The sequence below is a fragment of the Xanthomonas sp. LMG 12462 genome (assembly GCF_009192885.1).
In the GTDB taxonomy this organism is placed as follows: domain Bacteria; phylum Pseudomonadota; class Gammaproteobacteria; order Xanthomonadales; family Xanthomonadaceae; genus Xanthomonas_A; species Xanthomonas_A sontii.
Genome location: NZ_NMPP01000039.1, coordinates 20,611 through 46,833, shown reverse-complemented (window position 1 = coordinate 46,833; position 26,223 = coordinate 20,611). Strand labels below are relative to the sequence as shown.

The 26,223-nt window shown below is 70.1% G+C and carries 24 protein-coding genes; 14 read left to right on the top strand and 10 right to left on the bottom strand.

Annotation, left to right across the window (positions count from 1 at the left end):
- The first annotated feature begins 506 nt into the window (after nucleotides 1-506).
- On the top strand, nucleotides 507-1,808 hold the full coding sequence (thrC, locus tag CEK69_RS10610; protein WP_152245463.1) for a threonine synthase: 1,302 nt from the start codon (nucleotides 507-509) through the stop codon (nucleotides 1,806-1,808).
- Between the two features lie 39 nt (nucleotides 1,809-1,847).
- Here the strand turns inward: thrC and CEK69_RS10605 are convergent, their stop codons facing one another.
- Both CEK69_RS10605 and CEK69_RS10600 read right to left on the bottom strand, forming a co-directional pair.
- Nucleotides 1,848-2,162 (bottom strand): hypothetical protein, encoded by a 315-nt coding sequence (locus tag CEK69_RS10605; protein WP_017912246.1) that lies wholly within the window; start codon nucleotides 2,160-2,162, stop codon nucleotides 1,848-1,850.
- Nucleotides 2,163-2,462: 300 nt separating this feature from the next.
- A complete protein-coding gene (locus CEK69_RS10600) occupies nucleotides 2,463-3,218 on the bottom strand; it encodes a helix-turn-helix domain-containing protein (RefSeq protein ID WP_017912245.1) in 756 nt (251 codons plus the stop codon).
- A gap of 111 nt (nucleotides 3,219-3,329) precedes the next feature.
- On the opposite strand from CEK69_RS10600, the gene hisS reads away from it, so the two are divergent.
- Nucleotides 3,330-4,730, top strand: coding sequence for a histidine--tRNA ligase (gene hisS / locus CEK69_RS10595; RefSeq protein WP_017912244.1), 1,401 nt, complete (start codon nucleotides 3,330-3,332; stop codon nucleotides 4,728-4,730).
- A 117-nt stretch (nucleotides 4,731-4,847) separates the two neighbouring features.
- Here the strand turns inward: hisS and CEK69_RS10590 are convergent, their stop codons facing one another.
- Entirely contained in the window at nucleotides 4,848-6,098 is a 1,251-nt protein-coding gene (locus tag CEK69_RS10590; protein ID WP_226975119.1) for a hypothetical protein, read from the bottom strand.
- 189 nt (nucleotides 6,099-6,287) lie between these two features.
- Between CEK69_RS10590 and CEK69_RS10585 the strand changes: the two genes are divergently transcribed.
- The 10 genes from CEK69_RS10585 to CEK69_RS10540 all read left to right on the top strand — a co-directional run bounded on the left by CEK69_RS10585 (nucleotide 6,288) and on the right by CEK69_RS10540 (nucleotide 15,406).
- On the top strand, nucleotides 6,288-6,614 hold the full coding sequence (locus CEK69_RS10585) for a YerC/YecD family TrpR-related protein (RefSeq protein ID WP_017908286.1): 327 nt from the start codon (nucleotides 6,288-6,290) through the stop codon (nucleotides 6,612-6,614).
- Between the two features lie 9 nt (nucleotides 6,615-6,623).
- Nucleotides 6,624-7,538, top strand: coding sequence for an ATP phosphoribosyltransferase (gene hisG, locus CEK69_RS10580; RefSeq protein WP_043091908.1), 915 nt, complete (start codon nucleotides 6,624-6,626; stop codon nucleotides 7,536-7,538).
- On the top strand, nucleotides 7,535-8,830 hold the full coding sequence (gene hisD / locus CEK69_RS10575; RefSeq protein WP_152245461.1) for a histidinol dehydrogenase: 1,296 nt from the start codon (nucleotides 7,535-7,537) through the stop codon (nucleotides 8,828-8,830). Before hisG ends, hisD begins: the two co-directional genes overlap by 4 nt.
- Nucleotides 8,827-9,927, top strand: coding sequence for a histidinol-phosphate transaminase (gene hisC, locus CEK69_RS10570; protein ID WP_152245459.1), 1,101 nt, complete (start codon nucleotides 8,827-8,829; stop codon nucleotides 9,925-9,927). Before hisD ends, hisC begins: the two co-directional genes overlap by 4 nt.
- Nucleotides 9,924-10,997 carry a bifunctional histidinol-phosphatase/imidazoleglycerol-phosphate dehydratase HisB gene (gene hisB, locus CEK69_RS10565; RefSeq protein ID WP_152245457.1) on the top strand — a complete coding sequence of 358 codons (1,074 nt, stop codon included), beginning with the start codon at nucleotides 9,924-9,926 and terminating at the stop codon, nucleotides 10,995-10,997. Before hisC ends, hisB begins: the two co-directional genes overlap by 4 nt.
- 31 nt (nucleotides 10,998-11,028) lie before the next feature.
- On the top strand, nucleotides 11,029-11,631 hold the full coding sequence (gene hisH / locus CEK69_RS10560) for an imidazole glycerol phosphate synthase subunit HisH (RefSeq protein ID WP_152245455.1): 603 nt from the start codon (nucleotides 11,029-11,031) through the stop codon (nucleotides 11,629-11,631).
- A complete protein-coding gene (gene hisA, locus CEK69_RS10555) occupies nucleotides 11,628-12,362 on the top strand; it encodes a 1-(5-phosphoribosyl)-5-[(5-phosphoribosylamino)methylideneamino]imidazole-4-carboxamide isomerase (protein ID WP_152245453.1) in 735 nt (244 codons plus the stop codon). Before hisH ends, hisA begins: the two co-directional genes overlap by 4 nt.
- Nucleotides 12,356-13,132, top strand: coding sequence for an imidazole glycerol phosphate synthase subunit HisF (gene hisF, locus CEK69_RS10550; protein WP_152245451.1), 777 nt, complete (start codon nucleotides 12,356-12,358; stop codon nucleotides 13,130-13,132). The genes hisA and hisF overlap by 7 nt, the downstream gene beginning before the upstream one ends.
- Complete coding sequence (gene hisIE / locus CEK69_RS10545; RefSeq protein ID WP_152245449.1) at nucleotides 13,122-13,745, top strand: bifunctional phosphoribosyl-AMP cyclohydrolase/phosphoribosyl-ATP diphosphatase HisIE; 624 nt, start codon at nucleotides 13,122-13,124, stop codon at nucleotides 13,743-13,745. Before hisF ends, hisIE begins: the two co-directional genes overlap by 11 nt.
- A 77-nt stretch (nucleotides 13,746-13,822) precedes the next feature.
- On the top strand, nucleotides 13,823-15,406 hold the full coding sequence (locus CEK69_RS10540) for a calcineurin-like phosphoesterase family protein (RefSeq protein WP_193313956.1): 1,584 nt from the start codon (nucleotides 13,823-13,825) through the stop codon (nucleotides 15,404-15,406).
- A 558-nt stretch (nucleotides 15,407-15,964) separates the two neighbouring features.
- On the opposite strand, the gene CEK69_RS10535 is transcribed toward CEK69_RS10540, so the two are convergent.
- The 6 genes from CEK69_RS10535 to CEK69_RS10510 all read right to left on the bottom strand — a co-directional run bounded on the left by CEK69_RS10535 (nucleotide 15,965) and on the right by CEK69_RS10510 (nucleotide 22,335).
- A complete protein-coding gene (locus tag CEK69_RS10535) occupies nucleotides 15,965-17,044 on the bottom strand; it encodes a C13 family peptidase (protein ID WP_152245467.1) in 1,080 nt (359 codons plus the stop codon).
- 34 nt (nucleotides 17,045-17,078) lie between these two features.
- Nucleotides 17,079-17,777, bottom strand: a complete 699-nt coding sequence (mtnC, locus tag CEK69_RS10530) for an acireductone synthase (RefSeq protein ID WP_017912145.1) — start codon at nucleotides 17,775-17,777, stop codon at nucleotides 17,079-17,081.
- Nucleotides 17,778-17,780: 3 nt separating this feature from the next.
- A complete protein-coding gene (locus CEK69_RS10525) occupies nucleotides 17,781-18,347 on the bottom strand; it encodes an acireductone dioxygenase (protein ID WP_017912144.1) in 567 nt (188 codons plus the stop codon).
- A 94-nt stretch (nucleotides 18,348-18,441) separates the two neighbouring features.
- A complete protein-coding gene (locus CEK69_RS10520; RefSeq protein ID WP_017912143.1) occupies nucleotides 18,442-19,083 on the bottom strand; it encodes a methylthioribulose 1-phosphate dehydratase in 642 nt (213 codons plus the stop codon).
- A gap of 261 nt (nucleotides 19,084-19,344) precedes the next feature.
- Nucleotides 19,345-20,778: an amino acid permease gene (locus tag CEK69_RS10515; protein ID WP_152245445.1), complete on the bottom strand. Its 1,434-nt coding sequence runs from the start codon at nucleotides 20,776-20,778 to the stop codon at nucleotides 19,345-19,347.
- Nucleotides 20,779-20,862: 84 nt separating this feature from the next.
- On the bottom strand, nucleotides 20,863-22,335 hold the full coding sequence (locus CEK69_RS10510) for an amino acid permease (protein WP_017912141.1): 1,473 nt from the start codon (nucleotides 22,333-22,335) through the stop codon (nucleotides 20,863-20,865).
- Nucleotides 22,336-22,504: 169 nt separating this feature from the next.
- On the opposite strand from CEK69_RS10510, the gene CEK69_RS10505 reads away from it, so the two are divergent.
- A complete protein-coding gene (locus CEK69_RS10505; protein WP_152245443.1) occupies nucleotides 22,505-23,071 on the top strand; it encodes an NUDIX hydrolase in 567 nt (188 codons plus the stop codon).
- 221 nt (nucleotides 23,072-23,292) lie between these two features.
- Here CEK69_RS10505 and serA read toward each other — a convergent pair whose 3' ends face one another.
- Nucleotides 23,293-24,534 (bottom strand): phosphoglycerate dehydrogenase, encoded by a 1,242-nt coding sequence (serA, locus tag CEK69_RS10500; RefSeq protein WP_152245441.1) that lies wholly within the window; start codon nucleotides 24,532-24,534, stop codon nucleotides 23,293-23,295.
- Between the two features lie 260 nt (nucleotides 24,535-24,794).
- Between serA and CEK69_RS10495 the strand changes: the two genes are divergently transcribed.
- Nucleotides 24,795-26,183: an FAD-binding oxidoreductase gene (locus CEK69_RS10495; RefSeq protein WP_152245439.1), complete on the top strand. Its 1,389-nt coding sequence runs from the start codon at nucleotides 24,795-24,797 to the stop codon at nucleotides 26,181-26,183.
- Nucleotides 26,184-26,223: the final 40 nt, after the last annotated feature.

Sequence of the window (26,223 nt, the reverse complement as noted above, 5' to 3'; positions counted from 1 at the left end):
TGCAGAAGCGAGTCGATGCTCATCCGCCGATTAAGAGCTCAGTGCGTCGCACGCTCCGTCTTAGTGCTTTTCTGTGGGAGAGTCAGACGCGACCGGGCGTTACGATGAGGTGCGGCCGCGGCTGATGCTGCACGATTCAGCCATGGTGACAACGAGTGCAACAGCAACAGCTTTCGCCTGTCGGCGAGTCACTTTTCTTTGCTTGTGCAAAGAAAAGTAACCAAAAGAAAGCACACCCCGCAGCGCGCCCTCCGCGCTGACGCGCTCCGGGTCCGCAGCCACGACGGGCATTTTTCGACGGCACATCCATGTGCCGGCGAAAAACGACGCGCATCCTGCGCGTCGCCCTTCGGGTATTCGCCCGCCGCGGCTGCCGCGCCGAGGGGCCCCCGGTAAAGCAGAAGCGCAACAGCCAAAGCAAGAGCAAGAGCCAAAAGCTAACGCAAGAGCCAAAGCCAGAGCCAGAAATGCCAGTGCGACCGAATTCCCCTGCCACCGGAACCACCATGAACTTCATCTCCACCCGTAACGCCGCTCCTGCCGTCTCGCTCAGCCAGGCCATCGCCGCCGGACTCGCCCCCGATGGCGGCCTGTACGTCCCCGAGCGCCTGCCCGCCGCCCGCGACCTGCGCGCCGGTGCCAGCCTCGCCGAGACCGCCGCGGATCTGCTGGCGCCGTTCTTCGATGGCGACGCTCTGGCTGCGGACCTGCCGGCCATCTGCGCGGAGGCCTTCGACTTCGCCGCGCCGCTGCAGCCGCTGGCCACGCCCGGCGACCACGCGCTGGAGTTGTTCCATGGGCCGACCGCCGCGTTCAAGGACTTCGGCGCGCGCTTCCTGGCCGCCTGCCTGACCCGGCTGCGGCGGGGTGCGGAAACGCCGTTGACCATCCTCGTCGCCACCTCCGGCGATACCGGTGCCGCGGTCGCGGCCGCGTTCCATCGCCAGCCCGGGCTGCGCGTGGTGGTGCTGTATCCGGACGGGCGCGTGTCGCCGCGGCAGGCGCACCAACTCGGCTGCTTCGGCGACAACATCCAGGCGTTGCGCGTGGCCGGCTCGTTCGACGATTGCCAGGCGCTGGTCAAGCAAGCCCTGAACGACGCCGACCTGCAGGCGCAGGCGCCGTTGAGTTCGGCCAACAGCATCAGCCTGGGGCGCTTGCTGCCGCAGATGAGCTACTACGCGCATGCAGCCCTGCAGCACCATGCCGCGCATGCGCAGCCGCTGAATCTGGTGGTGCCCACCGGCAACCTGGGCAATGCGCTGGCCGCGATCCTGGCGCGTGCGCTGGGCGTGCCGCTGGGCCGGATCGTGCTGGCGACCAACGCCAACCGCGTGCTGCCGGACTTCTTCGCCGGCGCCGATTACGCGCCGCAGCCCAGCGTGGCGACCCTGGCCAATGCGATGGACGTCGGCGCGCCGAGCAATGTCGAGCGCCTGCGCTGGCTGTATCAGGGCGACGACGCCACGCTGCGCACCCAGTTCCAGGCGTACTCGGTGGACGATGCGCAGATCCGCCAGACCATCGGCGAGCGCTTCCGCCGCTACGGCGAGGTGCATTGCCCGCACACCGCCACCGCGCTGCACGTGCTGCAGCAACTGCGTGCCGAGGGCGCGGAGGCGGACGCCGGCGATTGGGCGGTGGCGGCTACCGCGCATCCGGCCAAGTTCGAAGGGGTGGTGGAGCCACTGATCGGCCAGCCGGTGGCGGTGCCGCCGGCCTTGGCGGCGCTGCTGCAGCGGCCCGCGCAGGCCGAGCCGATCGCGCCGGACTACGCGGCGCTGCGCGCGCGGCTGCTGGCCGGTTGAGCGACGCGGGCCTGGGCGCGCGCGAGCGCGCTCGACGGCTCAGTCGGACGGCTGCAGCCGCTGCCAGGCGGCCAGGACGATGCCGCGGACCTGCAGCCAGTCCAGGCGCGAGCGCGGGTGGTCGCGCAGGAACACATCGCGCAGTTGCGCGACCACCTCTTCCACGCGCTGGCCGTGGTACTTGAGGTAGGCATCGTAGGCCAGCTTCAGCGCCGGCTCGTAGTCGTGGAACGTGTAACCGGGCTGATGGAAGGGGCTGTGTGCGTAATGCGCCTTCCAGAACTCCAGTTCGCGCTCGCGGTCCAGCATCACGCAGGCGCGCGAGGCGTGTTGCATCTCGATGGCGACGGCCATGTTGGCCCTCCGAGTGGTCCCCCCCACCGGCACCGCGGCGGCGCCGCAGGTGTGTTGCGCACGCAGTCTATGCCGGTCGGGCGTCGCCGCCGCGATGGCCGGCTGAAGCGTTCAGAGCTGGCGGTGCGGCGGTGCTGCACGCGGCAGCAAACCGGTGATCGGTTGGCCGCCGGCGGGCACTGCACGGTTGTCCACACGCGATGTGGAGCGTTGCTCTGGAATCCTGTGGATAAGTGGCCAGGCACCGCATGGCGTCGGTGCCTGGAGCCGCGTGGCGAAAAAATCGCCACGCCGGTCCGCTCAGTCTTCGTCCGACGCCAGCCGGTGCAGCGCGGCGAAGTCGCGAATCTCCACCACATGCAGTTGCGGCAGCGCGATCAGGCCCTGCTGGCGCAGCTTGGTGAAGGTACGGCTGACTGTCTCCATGGTCAGGCCGAGATGGTCGGCGATGTCGCCGCGGCCCATCGGCAGCACCACCTTGTTGCCGGCATCGCCCTGGCGCGCCGCGCGGGCCGCCAGCTTGAGCAGGAAGTCGGCCAGTTTCTCGGCCGGCTGCAGCCGCGCCAGCGACAGCGCCGCGTCCTGCGCCGCATCCAGCTCCAGGCAGGCGCGTTGCAGCAGCTTGCGCTCCAGGTGCGGGAACTGCGTGCGCAACTGCTGCATCTGCGCCACCGGCACCCGGCACACCCGGCTGTCGGCGATGGCTTCGATATCGTGGCGGTGCCTGGCCGATTCGCTCAGGCCGACGTAGTCGCCGGGCAGGACGAAACCGGCCACCTGGCGGCGTCCGTCGGCAAGGGTGCGGACCAGGCGCAGCGCGCCGGCGGTGACGGTGTAGACCGCCTGTCGTGCCTCGCCGGTGCGGGCCAAAGTGGCGCCGGCGGCGTAGTGCAGCGAGGTCGTGGCCCGTTCCAGCGCCTGCACCTCGTCGCAGGCCAGCGCCGAGCAGATCGCCAAGTGGCGGACCGCGCAATGCAGGCACTCGTTACCGCGCGGTTCGCGCGGGGCGGACGCGTCGGCGTAGGGCAGGGCGAATCCGGAAGGAGGCCTGTTCATGGGCGTGGCAGCGGCTTCGGCACCGGCGAATGATACGCCGATGCGGCCGCGCGTGGCCGGTGCGGCTAGAATTGGCGTCCCGCTCGCCCCCGAATCGCAGGAGTTCCGCACGTGATCAAGCCCCGTACGCCGCCCGGCATCATGGAATTGCTGCCACGCGAGCAGATCGCGTTCCAGCGCATGCTGGACGTCATCCGCCGCAATTACGAGCGGTTCGGGTTCCTGCCGGTGGAGACGCCGGTGTTCGAGCTGTCCGACGTGCTGCTGACCAAGTCCGGCGGTGAGACCGAGCGCCAGGTGTACTTCGTGCAGTCCACCGGTGCGCTGGCCAATGCCGCGGCCGAGGGCGGCGAGGGCGGGCTGCCGGAGCTGGCGCTGCGCTTCGACCTGACCGTGCCGTTGGCCCGCTACGTGGCCGAGCACGAACACGAGCTGAGCTTCCCGTTCCGGCGCTACCAGATGCAGCGCGTGTACCGCGGCGAGCGCGCCCAGCGTGGCCGCTTCCGCGAGTTCTACCAGTGCGACATCGACGTGATCGGCAAGGATGCGCTGAGCATCCGTTACGACGCCGAGGTGCTGGCGGTGATCCACGCGGTGTTCGCCGAGCTGGGCATCGGCGATTTCGCCGTGCAGTTGAACAACCGCAAGCTGATGCGCGGTTTCTTCGAGAGCCTGGGCGTGGCCGAGGGCGAGCGCCAGCTCGCGGTGCTGCGCGAGGTCGACAAGCTGGACAAGCGCGGCGCCGACTACGTGCGCGAGACGCTGGCCGGCGAAGCCTTCGGCATTCCCGCCGAGCAGGTGCAGCGCATCCTCGACTTCGTCGCGGTGCGCTCCAGCGGCCACGACGATGCGTTGGCGCGGCTGCAGGCGCTGGAGGCCGATGCGGCGTCCAGTGCGACCCTGCGCGAGGGCGTGGCCGAACTGCGCGAGGTACTGGCCCTGGTCAAGGCGCTGGGCGTGCCGGAGACCGCGTACTGCCTCAATTTCTCCATCGCCCGCGGCCTGGACTACTACACCGGCACCGTCTACGAGACCTTGCTGACCGACTACCCGCAGATCGGCTCGATCTGCTCGGGCGGCCGCTACGAGGACCTGGCCAGCCACTACAGCAAATCCAAGCTGCCCGGCGTGGGCATCTCCATCGGCCTGACCCGGCTGTTCTGGCAGTTGCGCGAGGCCGGCCTGATCGACGGCATCGCCTCCAGCAGCGTGCAGGCCATGGTGGCGCTGATGGACGAAGCCAAGCTGGACGACGCGCTGGACATCGCGCGGCGCCTGCGCGCCGGCGGCATCAACACCGAAGTGCAGATGGAGCCGAAGAAGATCGGCAAGCAGTTCCAGTACGCGGCCCGTGCCGGCATCCGCTTCGTGGTGCTGGCCGGCGACGACGAGCTGGCGCGCGGGGTGGTCGCGGTCAAGGACCTGCTGCGCGAGCAGCAGTTCGAGATCGCCCGCGACGAACTGGCCAGCACGCTGCAGGTGGAGCTGGAGCAGGCCAAGGTGATGGCCTGAGTCTGGTGGCGGCGGCCGGCGACGGCCGCCGCGCTGTGCGAGATCTTCGTGGGAGCGGCTTCAGCCGCGACCGGCATGGTCGGTGATCCCGGCCACGGCTGATCCCAAAAACGCAGGCTACAGCAGGCCGGCACCCTGCAGCATCGCCTTGAGTGCACGCCGCTGCGCGCCATCGTCCACCGGCCAGCCCTGCACTTGCGCGACGACCTTGCCGTCGCGCACCAGGAAGAACGTGGGCATGCGCCACTCGCGCGGCAACAGCGGCCATTCCTCCACGTCGTAGAGCGGATGCAGCGGCGTCTGCGGCTGCGCCTGGTTCCAGGCGCGCAGCGCCTCCAGGTCCTCGCTGCCGGGCGGCAGGGTCAGCCACAGCGCGTGGCGGCGGAACGCCGGGCCCAGTTCGGGATCGGCGGCGATGGCGCGTGCTGCGTCGGCGGCGAAATGGCAGCCGGCGGTGACCAGGAGCTGGGTCGGCCCCAGATCGATGCGCTGGCGGCGCAGGGTGCGGCCATCGGCATCCAGCGACCACAGCGTCGGCCCCTGCGCCGCCGCGCCCAGGCGGTCCTCGAAGCGCAGCCAATGCGGCCAGTCGGCGCTGCCGCCATCGGCCAGCAGGCGCCGTGCGTCTTCCACACGATGCGCGAGCAGCAGCGCGTTGCCGGCGTCGTCCACCTGCGCCGCGCTGGCCTGGCCGCGGCGCCGCAACTGCGCCAACACCTGCAGTTGCGTGTCCAGCCCCGCCGGGGTGGGGCGCAGCGCGTAGGTCGCGACGACGGCCCGATACAGAAGATCCAGCGCGGCCGCGTCCGATTGCGCGATGGCGGCGGGGTCGAATGCTTCGGGCAGGGCGCTGCGCACTGCGGGCCAGGGATCGCGTCCAGTGCGACCGAGGCCGTCCAGATTCCGGTTGTAGCCGTTGTAGCGACGCTCCAGGTCGCCGATCGCGGCGGTGGGCTCGTGGGCGCGCGGTTGCGTCGCCCAGTGCGGCAAGCTTTCCGCGTAGCGCTCGACCCCGAACAGCGCCAGCAGCGCCCGGCCCTGCGTGCGGGTCAGCTGTGGCAGGTCCTGCGTATCGAATCCACCCAGGCCATTGCGGCCGAACACGAGGCCGTCGAGGAAGCGTTCGCGGGCGCCGGGCGTGAGCGCGTCCAGCGGCGTGCGCTGGCCGGCGTGGGTGCGCAGGTAGGCCTTGAGCTGGGCGGCGGAGCGGATCGGCAGTTGCTCCACAGTGGCCGCGGTGTCGGCGTTTGCGGCCCCCTGGGCGGGAGGCGCCGGCGGCGGCTGCGCCGCTGCCGGCGTCGCCATGCACAGGGCAAGGGCGGCAAAACACGCAGTGCGCATGCGGTACTCCAGAGCGGCGGCGGTCATCGCCGATCCTAGCGGCCGCTGGGCGATCCTTCCATCCGCCGCGGGAGGTGTCTGCGCGCAGCGTGAGGCCGGATCGCGGTAACGCGCAGGGCGCCAGAAGGTGCAACAGGAGGGCCCGGTGGCTAAATGCCAGGTCGCTGCGACCAGCGCAAGCTTGACCTTGTAATAGCGTGCTATTACATTAGCGCAATGAAACAACGTCCCGTCCCAGCAGAAGACCGCGACAGCGACGCCTCGTTCAAGGCGTTGGCGCGCACCCTGGCCCAGCTCGGCAAGCCGCAGGAAGTGGCGGCGTTCCTGCAGGACCTGTGCACGCCGGCCGAGCTGGAGGCGATGGCGGACCGCTGGCGCGTGGTGCCGCTGCTGCTCAAGGGCGTGCCGTACCGCGAGATACACGACCTGACCCAGGTCAGCGTCACCACCATCGGCCGTGTCGCACGGACCCTGGAATACGGCGCCGGCGGCTATGCCGCGGCGCTGCGCCGGCAGACGGCGCGCCCCTCCGATTCCCACTGAGATGTCCTGATGAGTGCTTCCCTGGCAGCACCGGCCCGCGACCGGCTGCGTATCGCGATCCAGAAGAGTGGCCGCCTGGCCGAGCCGGCCCGTGCGGTGCTGGCCGCCTGCGGGCTGAGCTGGCGCGAGAGCCGCGACAAGCTGTTCTGCTACGGCGAATCGTTGCCGGTCGACCTGCTGCTGGTGCGCGACGACGATATTCCCGGGCTGATCGCCGACGGCGTGTGCGACTTCGGCATCGTCGGCCGCAACGAACTCGAAGAGCAGGCCGGCGAGCGCCGCTGCAATGGCCTGCCCGAGGCCTATCGTGCCCTGCGCGGGCTCAACTTCGGGCAGTGCCGGCTGATGCTGGCGGTGCCGGACAGTTGGGAGTGGAGCGGTCCGCAGCAGGTGCAGGGACTGCGCATCGCCACCAGCTACCCGGCGGTGCTGGCCGACTGGCTGGACGCGCGTGGCATCGCCGCGCAGGTGGTTGAGCTGTCCGGCTCGGTGGAGATCGCGCCGCGCCTGGGCACCGCCGACCTGATCTGCGATCTGGTCTCCAGTGGCGCCACCCTGGCCGCCAACCAGCTCAAGCCGGTGGAGACGCTGCTGGAGAGCGAGGCGGTGCTGGCCGGCCCGGTGCGCGAACCGGCCGACGCCCGCGCCGGCCTGGCGGCGATGCTGCTGCGCCGGCTCGACGGCGTGCTCAAGCTGCGCGACAGCAAGCTGCTGATGTTCCGCGCCGCGCGCGAGCGCGTCGCCGACCTGGCGCGGTTGCTGCCCGACGCCGAACCGCTGGTGCAACTGCCCGGCGATGCCGATGGCCCGCTGCAGTTGCAGACCATGTGCCACGGTGCGATCACCTGGCAGCGCATGGAGGAACTGGAGCGCGCGGGCGCGCAGGGCTTGATGGTGTTGACGGTGGAGCGGTCGCTGGCATGAATCGTTTGGAATGGAGCGCGCTCGACGCGCAGGAACGCACCCAGGCGCTGACCCGGCCGGTGCAGCGCGTGGCCGAGCAGACCCGCAACGCGGTGGCGCAGGTGCTCAATGACGTGCGCAGCCGCGGCGACGGCGCGCTGCGCGATCTCACCGCGCGTTTCGACGGCGTGGTGCTGGAGACCTTCGAAGTGAGCGCCGCCGAGTTCGCCGCCGCCGAGGCGGCGGTGCCGGCGCCGCTGCGCGCGGCGATGGCCGAGGCGGCGGCGCGGATCGATACCTTCCACCGCGCCGGCATGGCGCAGCCGTACGCGGTCGAGACCGCGCCGGGCGTGGTCTGCGAGCGCGTGGTGCGGCCGATCGGCCGGGTCGGCCTGTACGTGCCGGCCGGCAGCGCACCGCTGCCGTCGACCGCGCTGATGCTGTGCGTGCCGGCGGCGCTGGCCGGTTGTCGCGAGGTGGTGCTGTGCACGCCGCCGCGCGCCGACGGCTCGGCCGACCCGGCGGTGCTGGTCGCGGCGACGCTGTGCGGCGTCGACCGGGTGTTCAAGCTCGGCGGCGCCCAGGCGATCGCGGCGATGGGCTACGGCACCGAAAGCGTGCCGTCCTGCGACAAGCTGTTCGGTCCGGGCAACAGCTACGTCACCGAAGCCAAGCAACAGGTCGCGCAGGCCGGCGCGGCGGCGATCGACATGCCGGCCGGGCCGTCCGAGGTGCTGGTGATCGCCGATGCCGGCGCCGATGCGGCCTTCGTCGCCGCCGACCTGTTGTCGCAGGCCGAGCACGGCCCCGACTCGCAGGTATTGCTGCTGTCCGACAGCGCCGCGCTGATCGAGGCGGTGGAGAACGAACTGGAGCGGCAGCTGGCGACGCTGCCGCGCGCGGCGATCGCCCGGCAGGCGCTGGCCGCGTCGCGGCTGATCGGCGTCGACACGCTGGAGGATGCCTTCGCCATCAGCAACCGCTACGCCCCGGAACACCTGATCCTGGCGCTGCGCGCGCCGCGCGACTGGCTGGACCGGGTCGAGGCCGCCGGCTCGGTGTTCCTGGGCGACTACACTCCGGAGGCGCTGGGCGATTACTGCAGCGGCACCAACCACGTGCTGCCCACCAGCGGCGCGGCGCGTGCCTACAGCGGCGTGAGCGTGGCCAGCTTCCAGAACTTCGTCAGCGTGCAGAGCGCCAGCGCCGCCGGCATCGCCGCGATCGGCGGTTGCGCGGTGCTGATGGCGCGCGCCGAGGGTCTGGACGCGCACGCCAACGCGGTGGCGCTGCGCATGGAGAAGGCGGCATGAGCCGGACTCCAGACGCACGCGCCGTGCTGGCGTTGGTCCGCCCGGACCTGCGCGAGTTCGCCGGCTATTCGTCCGCGCGCAGCAGTGCGCTGCAGGGCGAGATCTGGCTCAATGCCAACGAGTCGGCCTGGGCCAACGCTGCCGATGGCGACGCCGGCAATCGCCGCTATCCCGACCCGCAGCCGCCGGCGCTGCGCGCCGCACTGGCGCAGCTGTACGCCTGCGCCCCGGAACAACTGCTGCTCGGCCGTGGCAGCGACGAGGCCATCGACCTGCTGCTGCGCGCCCTGTGCGAGCCGGGCCGCGACGCCATCGTCATCACCCCGCCGGTGTTCGGCATGTACGCGGTGTGCGCGCGGCTGCAGAACGCGCGCGTGGTCGAGGTGCCGCTGCGCGATACCGCCGAGGGCCTGCTGACCGACGTGGACGCGGTGGTGGACGCCGCATTGAGCCAGATGGCCAAGCTGGTATTCCTGTGTTCGCCGGGCAACCCCGGCGGTGCGGCGATCGCCCTGGCCGACATCGATCGCGCCGCCGAGCGCCTGCAGGGACGTGCGGTGCTGGTGGTGGACGAAGCCTATGGCGAGTTTTCCGACGAAGCCTCGGCCACCCGCTTGCTCGCGCGCCATGCCAACCTGGCGGTGCTGCGCACGCTGTCCAAGGCGCACGCCCTGGCGGCGGCGCGGATCGGCTGCGTGATCGCCGATCCAGCGCTGATCGCGGTGCTGCGCCGCTGCCAGGCGCCGTATCCGATTCCGGCGCCGTGCACGCAGCTGGCGCTGGCCGCGCTGCAGCCCGAACCGCTGCGGCAGACCGCGGCGCGGGTGCAGGAGGTGCGGACCGAGCGCACGCGCATGCAGGCCGCGTTGGCGGCGTTGCCGGGCGTGCGCCAGGTGTATCCGTCGCAGGGCAATTTCCTGCTGCTGCGCTTCGACGACGCCGAGGGCGCGTTCCAGGCGCTGCTGGTGGCCGGGGTGGTGGTGCGCGACCAGCGCGCCGCGCCGGGCCTGGGCGATGCGCTGCGCATCACCCTGGGCACGCCGGCGCAGAACCAGCGCGTGCTCGGCGCCTTGCAGGCATGGAGGGCGGCGGCATGACCCCGATCCTGTTCGTGGACCGCGACGGCACCCTGATCGAGGAGCCGGCCGATTTCCAGATCGATGCCTACGAGAAGCTGCGCTTCGTGCAGGGCGTGATCCCGGCGATGCTCAAGCTGCGCGACGCCGGCTACCAGTTCGTCATCGTCACCAACCAGGACGGCCTGGGCAGCGAGGCCTACCCGCAGGCCGCCTTCGACGGGCCCAACGACCTGATGCTGCAGATCTTTGCCAGCCAGGGCATCGTGTTCCGCGAGGTGCTGGTCGACCGCAGCTGGCCGGCCGACAATGCGCCCACGCGCAAGCCCGGCATCGGCCTGATGCTGCCGTACCTGCAGGACCGCAGTATCGACTGGGCGCGCTCGGCGATGGTCGGCGACCGCGTCACCGACATCCAGTTCGCCGGGAACCTGCGCATCCGCGGCTTCCAGTTGCGTACCGCGCAGTTCGGCGGCGAGTGGGACTGGGCCGGCATCGCCCACGAGCTTGCCGATGCGCCGCGGCGTGCGCGGGTGCAGCGCGACACCAAGGAAACCCGCATCGCGGTGGACCTGGACCTGGACCTGGCGCGCGACCCGCACTGCGCCACCGGTCTGCCGTTCTTCGACCACATGCTCGAGCAGATCGGCAAGCACGGCGGTTTCGCCCTGGACGTGCGTGCCGAGGGCGACCTGCACATCGACGAACACCACACCATCGAGGACACCGGCCTGGCCTTGGGCCAGGCGTTGCGCCAGGCATTGGGCGACAAGCGCGGCATCGGCCGCTACGGCTTCACCCTGCCGATGGACGAGACCCTGGCCAGCGCCGCGCTGGATTTCAGCGGGCGCCCGTACTTCGTGTTCGAAGGCGAGTTCAAGCGCGAGCGGGTCGGCGACATGCCCACCGAACTGGTACCGCACTTCTTCCGCTCGCTGTGCGATGCGGCCGGGCTGAACCTGCACCTGAGCGTGCGCGGCGACAACGACCACCACAAGGTCGAGGCCTGCTTCAAGGCGCTGGCCCGCGCCTTGCGCCAGGCGCTGAAGCGCGAGGGTGCAGCGCTGCCCTCGACCAAGGGCGTGCTGTGAACCGGCGCGTCGTGGACACGCGGAGGCTGCGATGAGCACGGTGGCCTTGATCGACGCCGGCGGCGCCAACCTCGGTTCGGTGCGCTATGCGCTGCAGCGGCTCGGCGTGGAGCCGCGGCTGGTGCGCGACGCGGCCGGTCTGCAGGGCGCGGAGCGGGTGATCCTGCCGGGCGTGGGGGCGGCACCGCATGCGATGGCGCGGCTGCGCGAGCAGGGCCTGCTCGAGCCGCTGCGCGCGCTACAGGTGCCGCTGATCGGCATCTGCCTGGGCATGCAATTGCTGTTCGAGCATTCCGAAGAAGGCGATGTCGATTGCCTGGGCCTGCTGACCGGCGTGGTCCGGCGCATGCCGCCGGCGCTGGGCATCCGCGTGCCGCACATGGGTTGGAACCGGCTGTTGCCGCTGCGGCCGTCGTCGTTGCTGGCGGGCGTGCCGGACGGTGCCAGCGCCTATTTCGTGCACGGCTATGCCGCACCGGTCACAGGCGACACGGTCGCCGCCTGCGATCATGGCGGCCTGTTCACGGCGGTGGTGCAGCATGGTCGCCGCTGCGGCGCGCAATTCCATCCCGAGCGCTCTGCCGACACCGGCTCGCGCATCCTGCGCAACTTCCTCGAGACCGATTTCCCATGAGCTTCGTCGTCTATCCCGCCCTGGACATCCGCGACGGCCGCGTGGTGCGGTTGGCGCAGGGCGACTACGCCCGCGAGACCCACTACGGCGACGATCCGCTGCGCCGCGCGCAGGCCTTCGCCGAGGCCGGTGCGCAGTGGATGCACCTGGTCGACCTGGATGCGGCCCGCGCTGGCGGCTATACCCTGGCACCGCTGCTGCAGCGGATCCGCAACGAGACCGGGCTGCAGGTGCAGACCGGCGGCGGCGTGCGCTCGCGCGCCGACGTGCAGCGCCTGCTCGATGCCGGCGCCAGCCGCGTGGTGATCGGCTCGCTGGCGGTACGCGACCGCGAGTCGGTGCTGGAGTGGCTGGCCGAATTCGGTCCCGAGCGCATCACCGTGGCGCTGGACAGCCGCCAGGACGCGCACGGCGTCTGGCGCCTACCGGTGCACGGCTGGACCGAGATCTCGTCGCTGAGCCTGGACGCGCTGGCCGGCGAGTACGCCGCGGCCGGCCTGATTCACCTGCTGTGCACCGACATCGCCCGCGACGGCATGCTGTCCGGGCCGAACCTGGCGCTGTACGCGCACCTGCGGCAGCTCGCGCCGACGTTGGCGGTGCAGGCCTCCGGCGGCATCCGCAACGCTGCCGATGTGCGTGGCGCGCGCGAGGCCGGCTGCGCCGGTGCCGTGCTCGGCAAGGCCTTGCTGGAAGGGCGGCTGCGCCTGGACGAGGCGCTGGCATGCTGAGCCGGCGCATCATCCCGTGCCTGGACGTGCGCGAGGGACGCGTGGTCAAGGGCGTCAAGTTCCGCGACCACGTGGACATGGGCGATATCGCCGAGCTGGCGCTGCGCTACCGCGACCAGGGCGCCGACGAACTGGTGTTCTACGACATCGGCGCCAGTCCGGAAGGGCGCTCGGTGGACTACGCCTGGGTCGAGAAGGTGGCGCGGTTGCTGGACATCCCGTTCTGCGTGGCCGGCGGCATCCGCGACGTCGCCACCGCGCGCGCGGTGCTGCACGCCGGCGCCGACAAGATCTCGATCAATTCGCCGGCGCTCGAGCGGCCGGCGCTGATCGCCGAGCTGGCCGAGGCGTTCGGCGTGCAGTGCGTGGTGGTCGGCATCGATTCGATCCGCGAGGACGACGGCCAATGGCGCGTGCGCCGCTTCACCGGCGACCCCAGCAAGACCCAGGCGCTGCGCATGCGCACCCTGGACTGGGTGGTGGAGGCGCAGCGCCTGGGCGCCGGCGAGATCGTGCTCAACTGCATGGACAACGACGGCGTGCGCCGCGGCTACGACATCGCCCAACTGCACGAGGTGCGCGCCCTGTGCAAGGTGCCGCTGGTGGCCTCCGGCGGCGCCGGCGAGATGCAGCACTTCGCCGACGTGTTCGAGCGTGCCGACGTCGACGGCGCGCTGGCCGCCAGCGTCTTCCACAGCGGCGCGATCCCCATTCCCGAACTCAAGCGCTTCCTGCGCCAACGACAGATCGAGGTGCGCGATGGCGCATGAACACTCCCACGACGCGGACGCCGCCGATGCGGCGCTGGACTGGGGCAAGGGCGACGGCTTGCTGCCGGTGGTGGTGCAGGACGCCGCCACCCTGCGCGTGTTGATGCTGGGCTATATGAACCAGGAGGCGCTGGCGCAGACGCGCCGCAGCGGCCAGGTCACCTTCTACAGCCGCAGCAAACAGCGCCTGTGGACCAAGGGCGAAAGCTCCGGCCATGTCCTTGACGTAGTGGCGATCGACACCGATTGCGACCGCGACACCCTGCTGGTGCTGGCGCATCCGCGCGGGCCGACCTGCCACCTCGGCCGCGACAGCTGCTTCCCGCAGGCGCCGGGCCAGTTCCTGGGCGCGCTCGATCGGCTGGTCGCGCAGCGCGAGCGCGAACGGCCTGCGGGCAGCTACACCACGCAGCTGTTCGAGAAAGGCACGCGGCGCATTGCGCAGAAGGTGGGCGAGGAGGGCGTGGAGACCGCACTGGCCGGCGTCGCCCAGGGCGACGAGGAACTGCTCGGCGAGTCCGCCGATCTGCTCTACCACCTGACCGTGCTGCTGCGCGCACGCGGCCTGGGCCTGGCCGACGCGGTGGCCGTGCTGGAAGCGCGGCACCGCTGAGTCTGTCCGGCGCGGTCATCGCGGTGTCGATGTCGTTGGCTACAATCGGGGGCCCTCGGCTTCTCCGGATGTTCCGCATGCTGCGCACCGTCGTCCTTGCCTGCCTGTTGGCCGCCGCCGCTCCCGCCGTGGCGCAGACCGCGACGATCAGCGGCAGCGTCTACCAGGAACGAGACAACGCCCCGGGCCGCGGCCCGGGCGATGCCGGCATCGCCGGCGTGCAGGTGTCCGACGGCGTGCACATCGTCCGCACCGACGCGCAGGGCCGCTACCGCCTGCAGGTGGAGCCCGGCCGCACGGTGTTCGTGATCAAGCCCGATGGCTACAGCTTCGCCAGCGCCGGCAACGGCCTGCCGGACTACTGGCGGCACTACGCGCCCGCCGGCTCGCCCACGCTCAAGTATCCGGGCATCGCACCCACCCGCGGCGCCACGGACCACTGGGACTTCGCGTTGCGCGCGCAGCCCAAGGCCGACAGCACCGAGGTGCTGGTGTTCGCCGATACCCAGACCGCGTCGATGACCGATGTCGGCTACTACGCCCGCGACATCGTCGCGCCCTTGCGCGGCAAGACCCATGCGCGCATCGGCACCACCCTGGGCGACGTGGTCAGCGACGACCTGTCGCTGTATCCGGCGCTGAATGCGGAAACCGCCAAGCTCGGCGTGCCGTGGTTCCATGTGCCCGGCAACCACGACCTCAACTTCGACGCGACCGACGACGTCGATTCGCTGTCGAGCTGGCGTGCGGTCTACGGTCCCGACACCTACGCGGTGGAAGAGGGCGGCGCCAGCTTCGTGTTCCTGGACGACGTGGTCTACCAGCCGACGCAGCAGCCCAAGTACATCGGCGGCCTGCGCGCGGACCAGTTCGCGTTCCTGCAGGCCTACCTGGCCAGCGTGCCCAAGGAGCGGCTGGTGGTGCTGGGCCTGCACATCCCGCTGTTCGATGCGGCGCCCGGCAAGGAGACCTTCCGCCATGCCGATCGCGCGCGGCTGTTCGCGCTGCTGCAGGCGTTCCCGCATGTGCTGGTGCTCAGCGGCCACAGCCACACCCAACGCCACTATTACCATGGTGCCGACGAGGGCTGGCACGGTGCGCAGCCGCTGCACGAATACAACGTCGGCGCGGCCTGCGGCGCGTTCTGGTCCGGGGTCAAGGATGACGAGGGCATTCCCGCCGCGACCATGGCCGACGGCACCCCGAACGGCTATGCGCTGCTGACCGTGCGCCGCGACGGCGGCTATGCGCTTGCCTACCACGCCGCGCGTGCCGCCGACGACACCCAGATCGGCCTGCATGCGCCGAAGGTATTGCGCCGCGGTGCCTATCCGGCCTGGGGCGTGTACGCGAACGTGTACATGGGCGAGGACGACACGCGCGTCGAGTACCGCGTGGACGACGGCGCCTGGAAGCCGATGCAGCGGGTCGAACAGCCGGACCCGACGCTGCTCGCCGAGAACGCGCGCGACGATGCCGCCGATGCGCTGCGCGGCTACGATCGGTCGCCGGAAGCGATTCCGTCGCAACACCTGTGGCGCGGCGCCTTGCCGACCGATCTGAGCGTGGGTGCGCACCGCATCGAGGTCCGTGCGTTGGACCGCTGGCGCGGCGAGCAGCACGCCAGCGGCAGCTATCGATTGCAGGACGCGAGCCCTTGATCAGATGCGGTGGTCGGTGACGGCCGGCAGATACGTGCGCAGCGATGCTGCGTGCCCGGTCACCGTCACTGTCGCGACAGAGCTTTAGTCGCCATGCGTCCCAGGCGTCGGGGCTGAAGCCCCTCCCACAGGGCGCCGATCAGCGCCTCGCAGCGTCGGGCCCACGTAGGAGCGGCTTCAGCCGCGACAAGCGCGGTAAGACGGTCGCGCCATCCACCGCCAACGGCAAGAGGCTCGCGCTCCACACGCGCCACACCGAACCCCAGAAACAAAAAAACCTCCACGAAGGAGGCCTACAAAACCAAATGATCCTGGCTGGCGAGCGAAGGCTGGCGGGCGGTCGGATCGGGGGCGCAGTTGGCTGGCGAAACGCGGGCTGGCTTGCTGCGGGAGGCATTCTAGCGAGCGCTCACACGTCGCGATCGAACGCGAATCACTCTCATCCTTTCGGCCTGCTACACGGGGTCGGGCTTACGCGGTCGAGGGCAGGAGCGGCCGGCAAACACGCGAGTGCGCGCGACGTCGCATACAGTCGACCCCGCGTCCTGCGCGGTTGCGTCACCGCGCCGGCGTGCGCTTCGTCGGCGGTGCGGGGTTCTGCGCGCGCGCCGCCGTGTCTGGCGCGGTCGCTGCGCCACGCTTGAGGCTCTGCTCGCCATCGTCCGCATCCGCCGCGTCGTCCGCATCGGGCTCCGGATACGGATACGGCGGTGCGGCGGCGTTCGGCAACTGCGCGCGCCAGTGCTGCAGCCAGCTGCCGATGCGCGCGCCCACGTACAGCTGCGGATACGACGGCGCCTCGCCTTCGGCCTGCTCGCGTGCGCTGATCTCGGCATTGGCCAGGCGATAGCTGTCGACCAGATCGGTGGTGCGCGCCAGCGCGTCGATCAACCAGGCGCGGCCGAAATAGGTGGCGCTGGCGGTGTTGCCGCAGCCGAACGAGGGCCGGTCGCGACGGGCGGCGGTGATGACCAGGGTGTCGGCGGTCTTCAGCGCCGGCACGAAGCCGCCGGAGTAGCAGGCGGAGATCACGATGATGCGGTTGCGGATGCCGGCGTCGTCGAGCAGGCGGCGCAGTTCCTGCGGGGTGATGGTGTCGTACTCGGCATCCTCGCCGGGGCCGAACTGCAGATACAGCTCGTGCTGCTCGGTGCCGTGGCTGGTCAGGAACAGCAGCAGCGCGTCCTCGCGCTTGTCCATCAGCTTGCCGATGCGGTCCAGCGTATCGGCCAGGTTGTCGTAGGAGGCCTGCGGCGCGTAGGCGTGCGCGCCGAGATTGTCGCCGTGGTTGATCAGGGTGGCGATGCGGCCAGCGGCGCCAAAGCGCTGCGTGAACATCTGCCGCAGGTACAGCACTTCGTTGCGGAACACGTCCTCGCTGGCGTCGCCGGCGAAGCCCACCACGTACAGGTCGGGGATGCCCGGGCGCTGCGCCTGCAGCGACCCCAGCGCCTGGCGCAGCTGCGCCTGGTCGACCGGATCCTGCGCCGCCTCGTCCTGCGCGGTGTCGGCCGCGCCGGCCGGCATGGCGCCGGTATCGGAATGGCAGGCGGGCAGCGCCAGCGCCAGCAGCGCGGCCGGCAGCAGCCGGCGCCGCAGCACGGCCAACGGGCGCCGCAACGCCGCCAGGGCGGCCATCAAGGCAGCGACAGGCCTGCGCATGCGTGGGGACTCAGAAGCCCAGGTCGGCGAAGCTCTCCGCGCGGCGGTGGCCGTTGCAGGCCTCGCCCTGGCGCGGTTGCGGGTAATCGTCGCGGCGGTCGATCAGCACCGTGTCCAGGCCGGCGGCGCGGGCCGCATCCAGTTCGGCGACCACGTCGGACAGGAACACGATCTGCGCCGGCGCCACCCCGATCGCCTCGGCGATGCGCGCGTAGCTGGGCTGCTCGCGCTTGCCGCCGATCTCGGTATCGAACCAGCCGGAGAACAGGCCGCGCAGGTCGCCGGCGTCGCTGTGGCCGAAGAACAGCTTCTGTGCCGGCACCGAGCCGGACGAGTACACGTACAGCGCGCGGCCGTCGGCATGCCAGCGGCGCAGCGCCGGCGCGGCATCGGGATAGATGTGCGCGGTGAAGTCGGCATCGCGGTAGCCGGCTTCCCAGATCATGCCCTGCAGCGCCTTCAGCGCGGTGTGCTTGCGGTCCTCGTCGATCCAGCCCTGCAGGGTCTCCACGATCACCGCATCGGTGCAGATGCCGCCGCATTCGCTGGCGACGGCATCCAGCCATTGCCGCACCTGCGGCTGCTGGCCGTGCTCGCGCACGAAGCCGGGCAGGGCGCGGCGCGCATAGGGGAACAGCACGTCCTTGACGAAGGAGATGCTGCTGGTGGTGCCTTCGATGTCGGTGAGTACGACGCGCGGATCGGTCATCGCTCAGTGCGCCTCGCCGCGCAGCTTCGCCTCGTAGCGCGGGAAGCGCTGGGCGATGTCGGTGCCGGTGAAGTGGCCGACCCAGCCGTCCGGCTCGGTGAAGAAGCGGATCGCGATGAAGCGCGGCTCCGGGCCCATGTCGAACCAGTGGTGGGTGCCGTCGGGCACGGCGATCAGGTCGTCCTGCACGCACTCGATCTCGTAGACCTTGCCGTCCACATGCAGGGTGAACAGGCCGGAGCCGGCGACGAAGAAGCGCACCTCGTCTTCCTTGTGGAAGTGCTCGTCGAGGAACTTCTTGCGCATCTCCTCGCGCTGCGGGTTGTCCGGGGCGATGCTGACCACGTCCACGGTCTTGAAGCCGTTGGCGGCGACCAGGCGGTCGATGTCGGCCTTGTAGGCGGCCATGACCGCGTCCGGCGAGGCGCCGGGCTCGATCGGCTGGTTGGCCTGCCAGCGCTCGAAGGTGACGCCGATCTTGCGCAGTTCAGCGGCGATCGCGTCGCCATCGCGGCTGTCGAACAGCGGCGCGTCGGGAGTGGTGTCGGCGAAGATGCGGAGTCGGCTCATGGCGGCGGGCGAAAGCGTCAGTGGGGACGAAAAGGGTAGCAGGTGCGCGGCCGGCGGCCGTTGCGGCGCTGGAACGCTGTCGCGCCGCGGCGGATCAGCCGGCGGCGCGCAGCTTGCGCAGCTCCAGCTCGCAGTGCAGCAGGAACTCGAAGGCTTCGAGGTGGCGGCGCGCTTCGGCCATGTCGCGGCCCCAGGCGTACAGGCCGTGGCCGTCGATCAGGTAGCCCCACAGCGGCGTGCGATCGAGCAGGGCGTCGACCTGCGCCGCCAGCACGGTCATGTCCTGGGTGTTGGCGAACACCGGCAGGTCCACCGCGGTCTCGTGGGTCTGGTTGCCGTGCAGCGCCTTCAGCAGCTCGTAGCCTTCCAGGCGGATATGGCCCTGCGGCGCATACAGGCGCGAGGCGATGGTCTGCACCGGCGAGTGCGTGTGCAGAATGCAGCCGACCTCGGGGAAGCGCCGGTACAGCTGGGTGTGCAGCAGGGTCTCGGCGGACGGGCGCAGCGGCCGGCCGACGGCCTGGCCGTCGAAGTCCACCACCATGATGTCGTCCTCGACCAGCCGGCCCTTGTCGCGACCGGAGACGGTGATCGCGGCATGGCGATCGTCCAGGCGGTGCGAGAAGTTGCTGCTGGTGGCGGGCGTCCAGCCGGCCTGCGAGAGCTCGCGGATGTTGTCGATCAGCAGGTGCGCCAGCGTGCGCAGGCGCTCGGAATCGTAGGGCAGTGCGTTCATGCGCGTAGTGTAGGGCTTGATCGCTGGATTGGGATGACAGGTGGTGGTGCACCCAGTAGCACCTCCTCACGCCGTACCCTCACCCCAACCCCTCTCCCGGGGGGAGAGGGGCTACGGCTTTTTCCTTCTCCCACCGGGAGAAGGTGCCCCGCAGGGGCGGATGAGGGTACGGGCAAAGCCACGTGTCGCCAGCTGGGTGCAGCACTTCGCGCGCCGGACCCTCACCCCAACCCTTCTCCCGGAAGGAGAGGGGCTCTCCGCTCAGCCTTGGCTGCCGCGCAGGCGGCTGTGGCGGTAGCCGTAGCCGAAGTAGATCGCCAGGCCGATCACCGTCCAGCCGGCCATCAGCATCCAGTTATGCGCGGTCATCGCCGACAGCAGCGCCAGGCAGCTGAGCACGCCGGCGATGCAGATCGGCCACGCAAACGGGATGCGGAACGGCCGCGGCAGGTCCGGCTGGGTGCGGCGCAGGATCAGCACGCCGGCGCAGACCGCGGCGAAGGCGATCAGGGTGCCCATCGAGGTCAGTTCGCCCAGCACGTCCAGCGGGAACAGCGCCGCCAGCAGGGCGATGCCGATGCCGGTGATCACCGTGTTGACGTGCGGGGTGCGGTAGGTCGGGTGGATCTTGGTGAACACCGGCGGCAGCAGGCCGTCGCGGGCGATGATCATGAAGATGCGCGGTTGGCCGATGATCATCACCAGCACCACCGAGGACAGGCCGATCAGCGCGCCGACCTCCACCACCACGCGCAGCCAGCCCAGTTGCGGATGCGCGGCGACCGCGGTCACCACCGGCTCGTCGGTGCCCAGTTGCGCGAACGGCACCAGCCCGGTCATCACCGCGGCCATGGCGATGTACAGCACGGTGCAGATCACCAGCGACAGGATCATGCCGATCGGCAGGTCGCGCTGCGGCCGGTGCGATTCCTGCGCCGCCACCGACACCGCCTCGAAGCCGATGTAGGCGAAGAACACCATCGCCGCGCCACGCAGCACGCCATCCATGCCGTACTTGCCCGGGCCTTCGTTGGCCGGGATGAACGGGTGCCAGTTGGCCGGGTCCACGTATTTCCAGCCGGCGGCGATGACCAGCACGATCAGGCCGCTCTTCAGCACCACCATCGCCATGTTCATCGCCGAGGACTTGCGGATGCCGACGTAGCACAGCCAGGTCAGCAGCAGCACGATGCCGGCGGCGGGCAGGTTGGCGATCGCCCCGGTGGGCTGCAGCTTGCCGTCCAGGGGCGCGTTGACCAGGGCCGCGGGCAGATGGATGTTGAAGTGGTCGAGCAGGCTCAGGAAATAGCCGGTCCAGCTGACCGCCACCGCCGAGGCCGACACGCCGTACTCCAGTACCAGCATCCAGCCGATGAACCAGGCCGCCAGTTCGCCGAAGGTGGCGTAGGTGTAGGTGTAGGCGCTGCCGGAGACCGGCACCATCGCCGCGAACTCGGCGTAGGCCAGCGCGCAGAACGCGCAGCACACCGCGGCCAGCACGAACGAGAGCATGATCGCAGGCCCGGCGTGGTTGGCCGCGGCCTGCCCGGTGATGACGAAGATGCCGCCGCCGATCACCGCGCCGATGCCCAGCGCGGTCAGGCCCCAGGGGCCGAGCACACGTTGCAGGCCCAGCCCGCCGGCGTCCTCGTGGCTGGCATGGGGGTGTTTGGTGGCCAAGAGTTGTTTGAGCATCGAGCGGTTCCAGCCGGGCGCGGCGTGCGAGGAAGGGGTGCGAACGCGAAGACCGGCGCGGACGCCGGTCTTCGGGGGAGGGGATCAGGCCTTGGCGGCCAGGCGGCTGTTGCGGATGCCGTAGAAGAAGTAGATGCACAGGCCGATCAGGGTCCAGCCGACGAACACCTTCCAGTGTTCCTGGAATGCCTGGAAGAACAGGCCCACGCAGAACAGCGCGCCCAGCGGGCACACCGCCCAGAACAGCGGCACCCGGAACGGACGCGGCAGATCCGGACGGGTGAAGCGCAGCACCATCACGCCGACGCAGACCGTGGCGAAGGCCAGCAGGGTGCCCATCGACACCAGTTCGCCCAGCACGTCCAGCGGAATCAGTCCGGCCAGCAGCGCCGCGAGCACGCCGACCACCACGGTGCCGACGTAGGGGGTGTGGAAACGGCGGTGCACCTTGCCGAACAGCTTCGGCAGCAGGCCGTCGCGCGCCATGGTGTAGAAGATGCGCGGCTGCGCCATCAGCATCACCAGCACCACCGAGGACAGGCCGGCGATGGCGCCGATCTCGACGAAGGTCTTCAGCCAGGCCAGCTGCGGATAGTGCTCCAGCGCAGTGGCCACCGGCTTGGCGGTGCCGAGCTGGGTGTAGGGCAGCAGGCCGGTCAGCACCGCGCAGACGATGATGTAGATGACGGTGCAGATGGCCAGCGACACCAGGATGCCGATCGGCATGTTCTTCTGCGGGTCCTTGGTTTCGCCGGCGGAGGTGGAGACCGCATCGAAGCCGATATAGGAGAAGAACACGATGGAGGCGGCGCGGAAGATGCCGCTCCAGCCGAACTCGCCCGGGCCGGTGTTTTCCGGGATGAACGGATGCCAGTTGTCCGGGTTGATGTAGAAGATGCCGACGCCGACGAACAGGCAGATCACCAGCACCTTGATCGCCACCACGATGGCGTTGACGAAGGCCGATTGAGTGACGCCGACGTAGCACAGCGTGCTGACGGCGGCCACGATCAGCACCGCCGGCAGGTTGACGATGTTGCCCGAGGCGACGAAGGCGTGGCCGGTCCAGGTCAGCGGCGCGCTGGCCAGTTCCGCGGGGAAGGGCAGGCCGAGGGTGCCGGTGACGAAACTGATCAGGTAGGCCGACCAGCCCACCGCGACGCTGGAGCCCGCGAATAGGTATTCCAGCACCAGGCACCAGCCGATGAACCAGGCCACGCCTTCGCCGAGCGTGGCGTAGGAGTACGAGTAGGCGCTGCCGGAGACCGGCAGCATCGCCGCGAATTCGGCATAGCACAGGCCGGCGAAGGCGCAGGCCAGCCCGGCGAACACGAACGACAGCATCACCGCCGGGCCGGCATGATTGGCCGCAGCCTGGCCGGTGAGCACGAAGATGCCGGCGCCGATCACCGCGCCGATGCCGAGCAGGATCAGGTGTCTGGCGGTGAGGGTGCGTTTGAGGGTGGCTTCGCCCTCCAGACTGCCTTCGAACGGTTCGCCGGCATCGACGTGACCGGCCGGTTCGATCGGCTTGACCCTCAGCAAAGACTTGAGCATTCGGTGCATCCCCAGGTGGCGGTACGGGGCAAGCGGCCCCGGCAATGGCGAAGCGCCGGGCCCGCAGCGGGCGACGCAAGCGTCGTACCATGCCAAAGCCGGCCGGCCGCCACAAGCCGCGCTGCACCGTGGACGGCGATAATGGCCGCCCCCGAATGCGAGAACGCCGATGCCGGAGTCGTCCCTACGCCAGCAGTTGCAGGCCCATGCCGGGCAGTGCCCGGACCAGGCCGAGGTCGCCGCGCAGTTCCTGGCCTTGCTCGACGATGCCGCCGATCCGTTCGTGCGCGCCCGCCTGGACGGCCATTTCACCGGCTCGGCCTGGCTGGTCAGCGCCGACGGCACGCGCACCCTGTTGACCCATCACCGCAAGCTGCAGCGCTGGCTGCAACTGGGCGGCCACGCCGACGGCGACCGCGATCTGGCGCGGGTGGCCTTGAAGGAGGCCGAGGAAGAATCCGGGCTGCCAGGCCTGGCACTAGAGGATGGCGCGATCTTCGACCTGGACCGGCACTGGATTCCCGCCCGCGGCGAGGTGCCGGGGCACTGGCATTACGACGCACGCTACGTGGTCCGCGCCGGTGCCGATGACGTCTTCGCGGTCAGCGCCGAGTCGCTGGCCCTGGCCTGGCGCCCCATCGCCGAATTGCTGGACGAAGCGGACCTGGATCCGTCGCTGCGGCGCATGGCGCAGAAGTGGTTGAAGCGCAGCGCATCAGCCCCTCTCCCCCCGTGAGAGGGGTTGGGGTGAGGGTCGGGCGCGAAGCGCATGCGGTGTTTCAGCTGCACGAGGCTGCGCCCGTACCCTCATCCGTCCCTTCGGGGCACCTTCTCCCGAGGGGAGAAGGGAGAAGCCGGCTCCGGTCGGATGGCTGAGCCCCTCTCCCTCCGGGAGAGGGGTTGGGGTGAGGGTCCGGGCGCGCAGCGCACCCACGAATCCCCAGTCCCCAATCCCCGCTAGTAAAGAATGCGCGTCCGCAACGTCCCCGCCACCTGCGCCAGTTCCTCCTTCAGCACCGCCGCCTGCTCCTCGCTGGCGCCGACGTCGATCACCACGTAGCCGACCTTGGGGTCGGTGCGCAGGAACTGGCCGTCGATGTTGACGTTGTGGCGCGAGAACAGTTCGTTGATCTGCGACAGCACGCCCGGCACGTTGCGGTGGATGTGCAGCAGGCGCAGGCTCTCGGCGTGCTCGGGCAGGGTCACCTCGGGGAAGTTCACCGCCGACAGGGTGCTGCCGTTGTCGCTGTAGCGCACCAGCTTGGCCGCCACTTCCACGCCGATGTTGTCCTGCGCTTCCAGCGTGCTGCCGCCGACGTGCGGGGTCAGGATCACGTTGTCGTGCGCGGCCAGCGGCGATTCGAACAGGTCGCCGTTGCCCTTGGGTTCAATCGGGAACACGTCCACCGCAGCGCCGCAGATGTGGCCGCTGCGCAGCGCCGCGTCCAGGGCATCGATGTCGATCACCGTGCCGCGCGAGGCGTTGATCAGGTGCGCACCCGGCTTCATCTGCGCCAGCTGCGTGGCGCCGATCATGTCGCGGGTGGCCGCGGTTTCCGGTACGTGCAGGGTGACCACATCCGAGCGCGCCAGCAGGTCGTCCAAGTCGGTGGCGGTGCGGGCGTTGCCCAGCGACAGCTTGGTCTCGATGTCGTGGAAGATCACCTGCATGCCCAGCGCCTCGGCCAGCACGCCGACCTGGGTGCCGATGTGGCCGTAGCCGACGATGCCCAGCACCTTGCCGCGCGTCTCGTGGCTGCCGGCGGCCGACTTCGACCAGCCGCCGCGGTGGCATTCGGCGTTCTTCTGCGGAATGCCGCGCAACAGCAGGATGGCCTCGGCGATCACCAGCTCGGCGACGCTGCGGGTGTTGGAGTAGGGCGCATTGAACACCGGGATGCCGGCCAGTTCGGCGGCATCCAGGTCGACCTGGTTGGTGCCGATGCAGAAGCAGCCGACCGCGATCAGGCGCTTGGCGTGGGCCAGCACCTCGGCGCTGAGCTGGGTGCGCGAGCGGATGCCGACGATGTGCGCCTCGGCGATGCGCTGCTTGAGCTCGTCTTCCGGCAGCGACTTGGCGTGCAGTTCGATCTGCGAGTAGCCGGCCGCGCGGAACACGTCGACGGCGGTCTGGCTGATGCCTTCGAGCAGCAGCACGCGGATATCCTGCTTCGGAAACGAGGTCTTCTTGGGCGACATTGCGGCGAGGAAGCGATGGCCAACGGGCCGATCACTATGCCAGATGGCTCCGCGCTTTGGTGCGCCGCAATAGGATGCCGGGAGGCCGTGGATGCAACGCCGGCGGACGGTTTCAGGTGCATCGATTGGCGGCGGCCGTCGGGGATTCGGGCGTGGGGAGTGGGGATTTGCAAACGCGGCGACCTGCTGGCAGCGAACTGGACGCCGTTGCGCAAGGCTGGCACGCTTGAACGATTGTCTACGCTTCGACCTCTCCACTTATGACCGACCCGCGCCTGGATGCCCTGGCCCTTGCCGTTCCCGGCCTGCGCCTGAAGACCGATCCCGCCGACCTCGAGCACTACGGCCGCGACTGGACCCGGCGCTGGGCTCCGGCGCCGCTGGCGATCGCGTTGCCGGCGACGGTGGAGGAGGTGCAGGCGGTGCTGCGCTGGGCCAACGACCACGCGGTGGCGGTGGTGCCCTCCGGCGGCCGTACCGGCCTGTCCGGCGGCGCGGTGGCCGCGCACGGCGAACTGGTGCTGAGCCTGGAGCGGATGAACAAGGTGCTGGCCTTCGATCCGGTCGACCGCACCCTCACCGTGCAGGCCGGCATGCCGCTGGAAGCGGTGCACAACGCCGCGCGCGAGCACGGGCTGCTGTACCCGGTGGACTTCGCCGCGCGCGGGTCGTGCTCGATCGGCGGCAACATCGCCACCAATGCCGGCGGCATCCGCGTCATCCGCTACGGCAACACCCGCGAGTGGATCGCCGGGTTGAAGGTGGTCACCGGCAGCGGCGAACTGCTCGAACTCAATCGCGGCTTGATCAAGAATTCCAGCGGCTACGATTTCCGCCAGTTGCTGATCGGCTCCGAAGGCACCCTCGGCATCGTGGTCGAAGCCACCCTGCGCCTCACCGATCCGCCGCCGCCGAGCAACGTGATGCTGCTGGCGCTGCCCTCGTTCGAGGTGCTGATGCAGGTGTTCGCCGCATTCCGCAGCCGGCTGCAGTTGGAGGCGTTCGAGTTCTTCACCGACCGTGCGCTGCAGCACGTGCTGGCGCATGGCGCGCAGGCGCCGTTCGACACCGTCTATCCGTACTACGTGGTCACCGAGTACGCCAGCGGCAACGAGGCGCAGGAGGCCGCGGCGCTGGCCGCGTTCGAGGCCTGCATGGAGCAGGGCTGGGTGCTGGACGGGGTGATCAGCCAGAGCGAGGCGCAGGCCGCGCAGCTGTGGCGCCTGCGCGAAGGCATTACCGAGGCGGTGGCGCGCTACACCCCCTACAAGAACGACGTGTCGGTGCGGATCTCGGCGATGCCGGCGTTCCTGGCGCGGACCCAGGCGCTGCTCGGCGAGGCCTACCCGCAGTTCGAGGTGGTGTGGTTCGGCCACATCGGCGACGGCAACCTGCACATCAACGTGCTCAAGCCCGAGGCCACTGCGCCGGCGGATTTCATCGCCGCCTGCGAGCAGGTCACCAAGCTGCTGGCGCAGGTGCTGGCCGAGCACGGCGGCAGCATCTCCGCCGAGCACGGCATCGGCCTGGTCAAGAAACCCTACCTGGACAGCACGCGCAGCGCCGAGGAGATCGCGTTGATGCGCGCGGTCAAGCGCGTGTTCGATCCGTCTGGGCTGCTCAATCCGGGCAAGCTGTTCGACCCCTGAGTCCGGCCTGGCACCGCTGCCGCGCGGCCCGTTCAGGCGC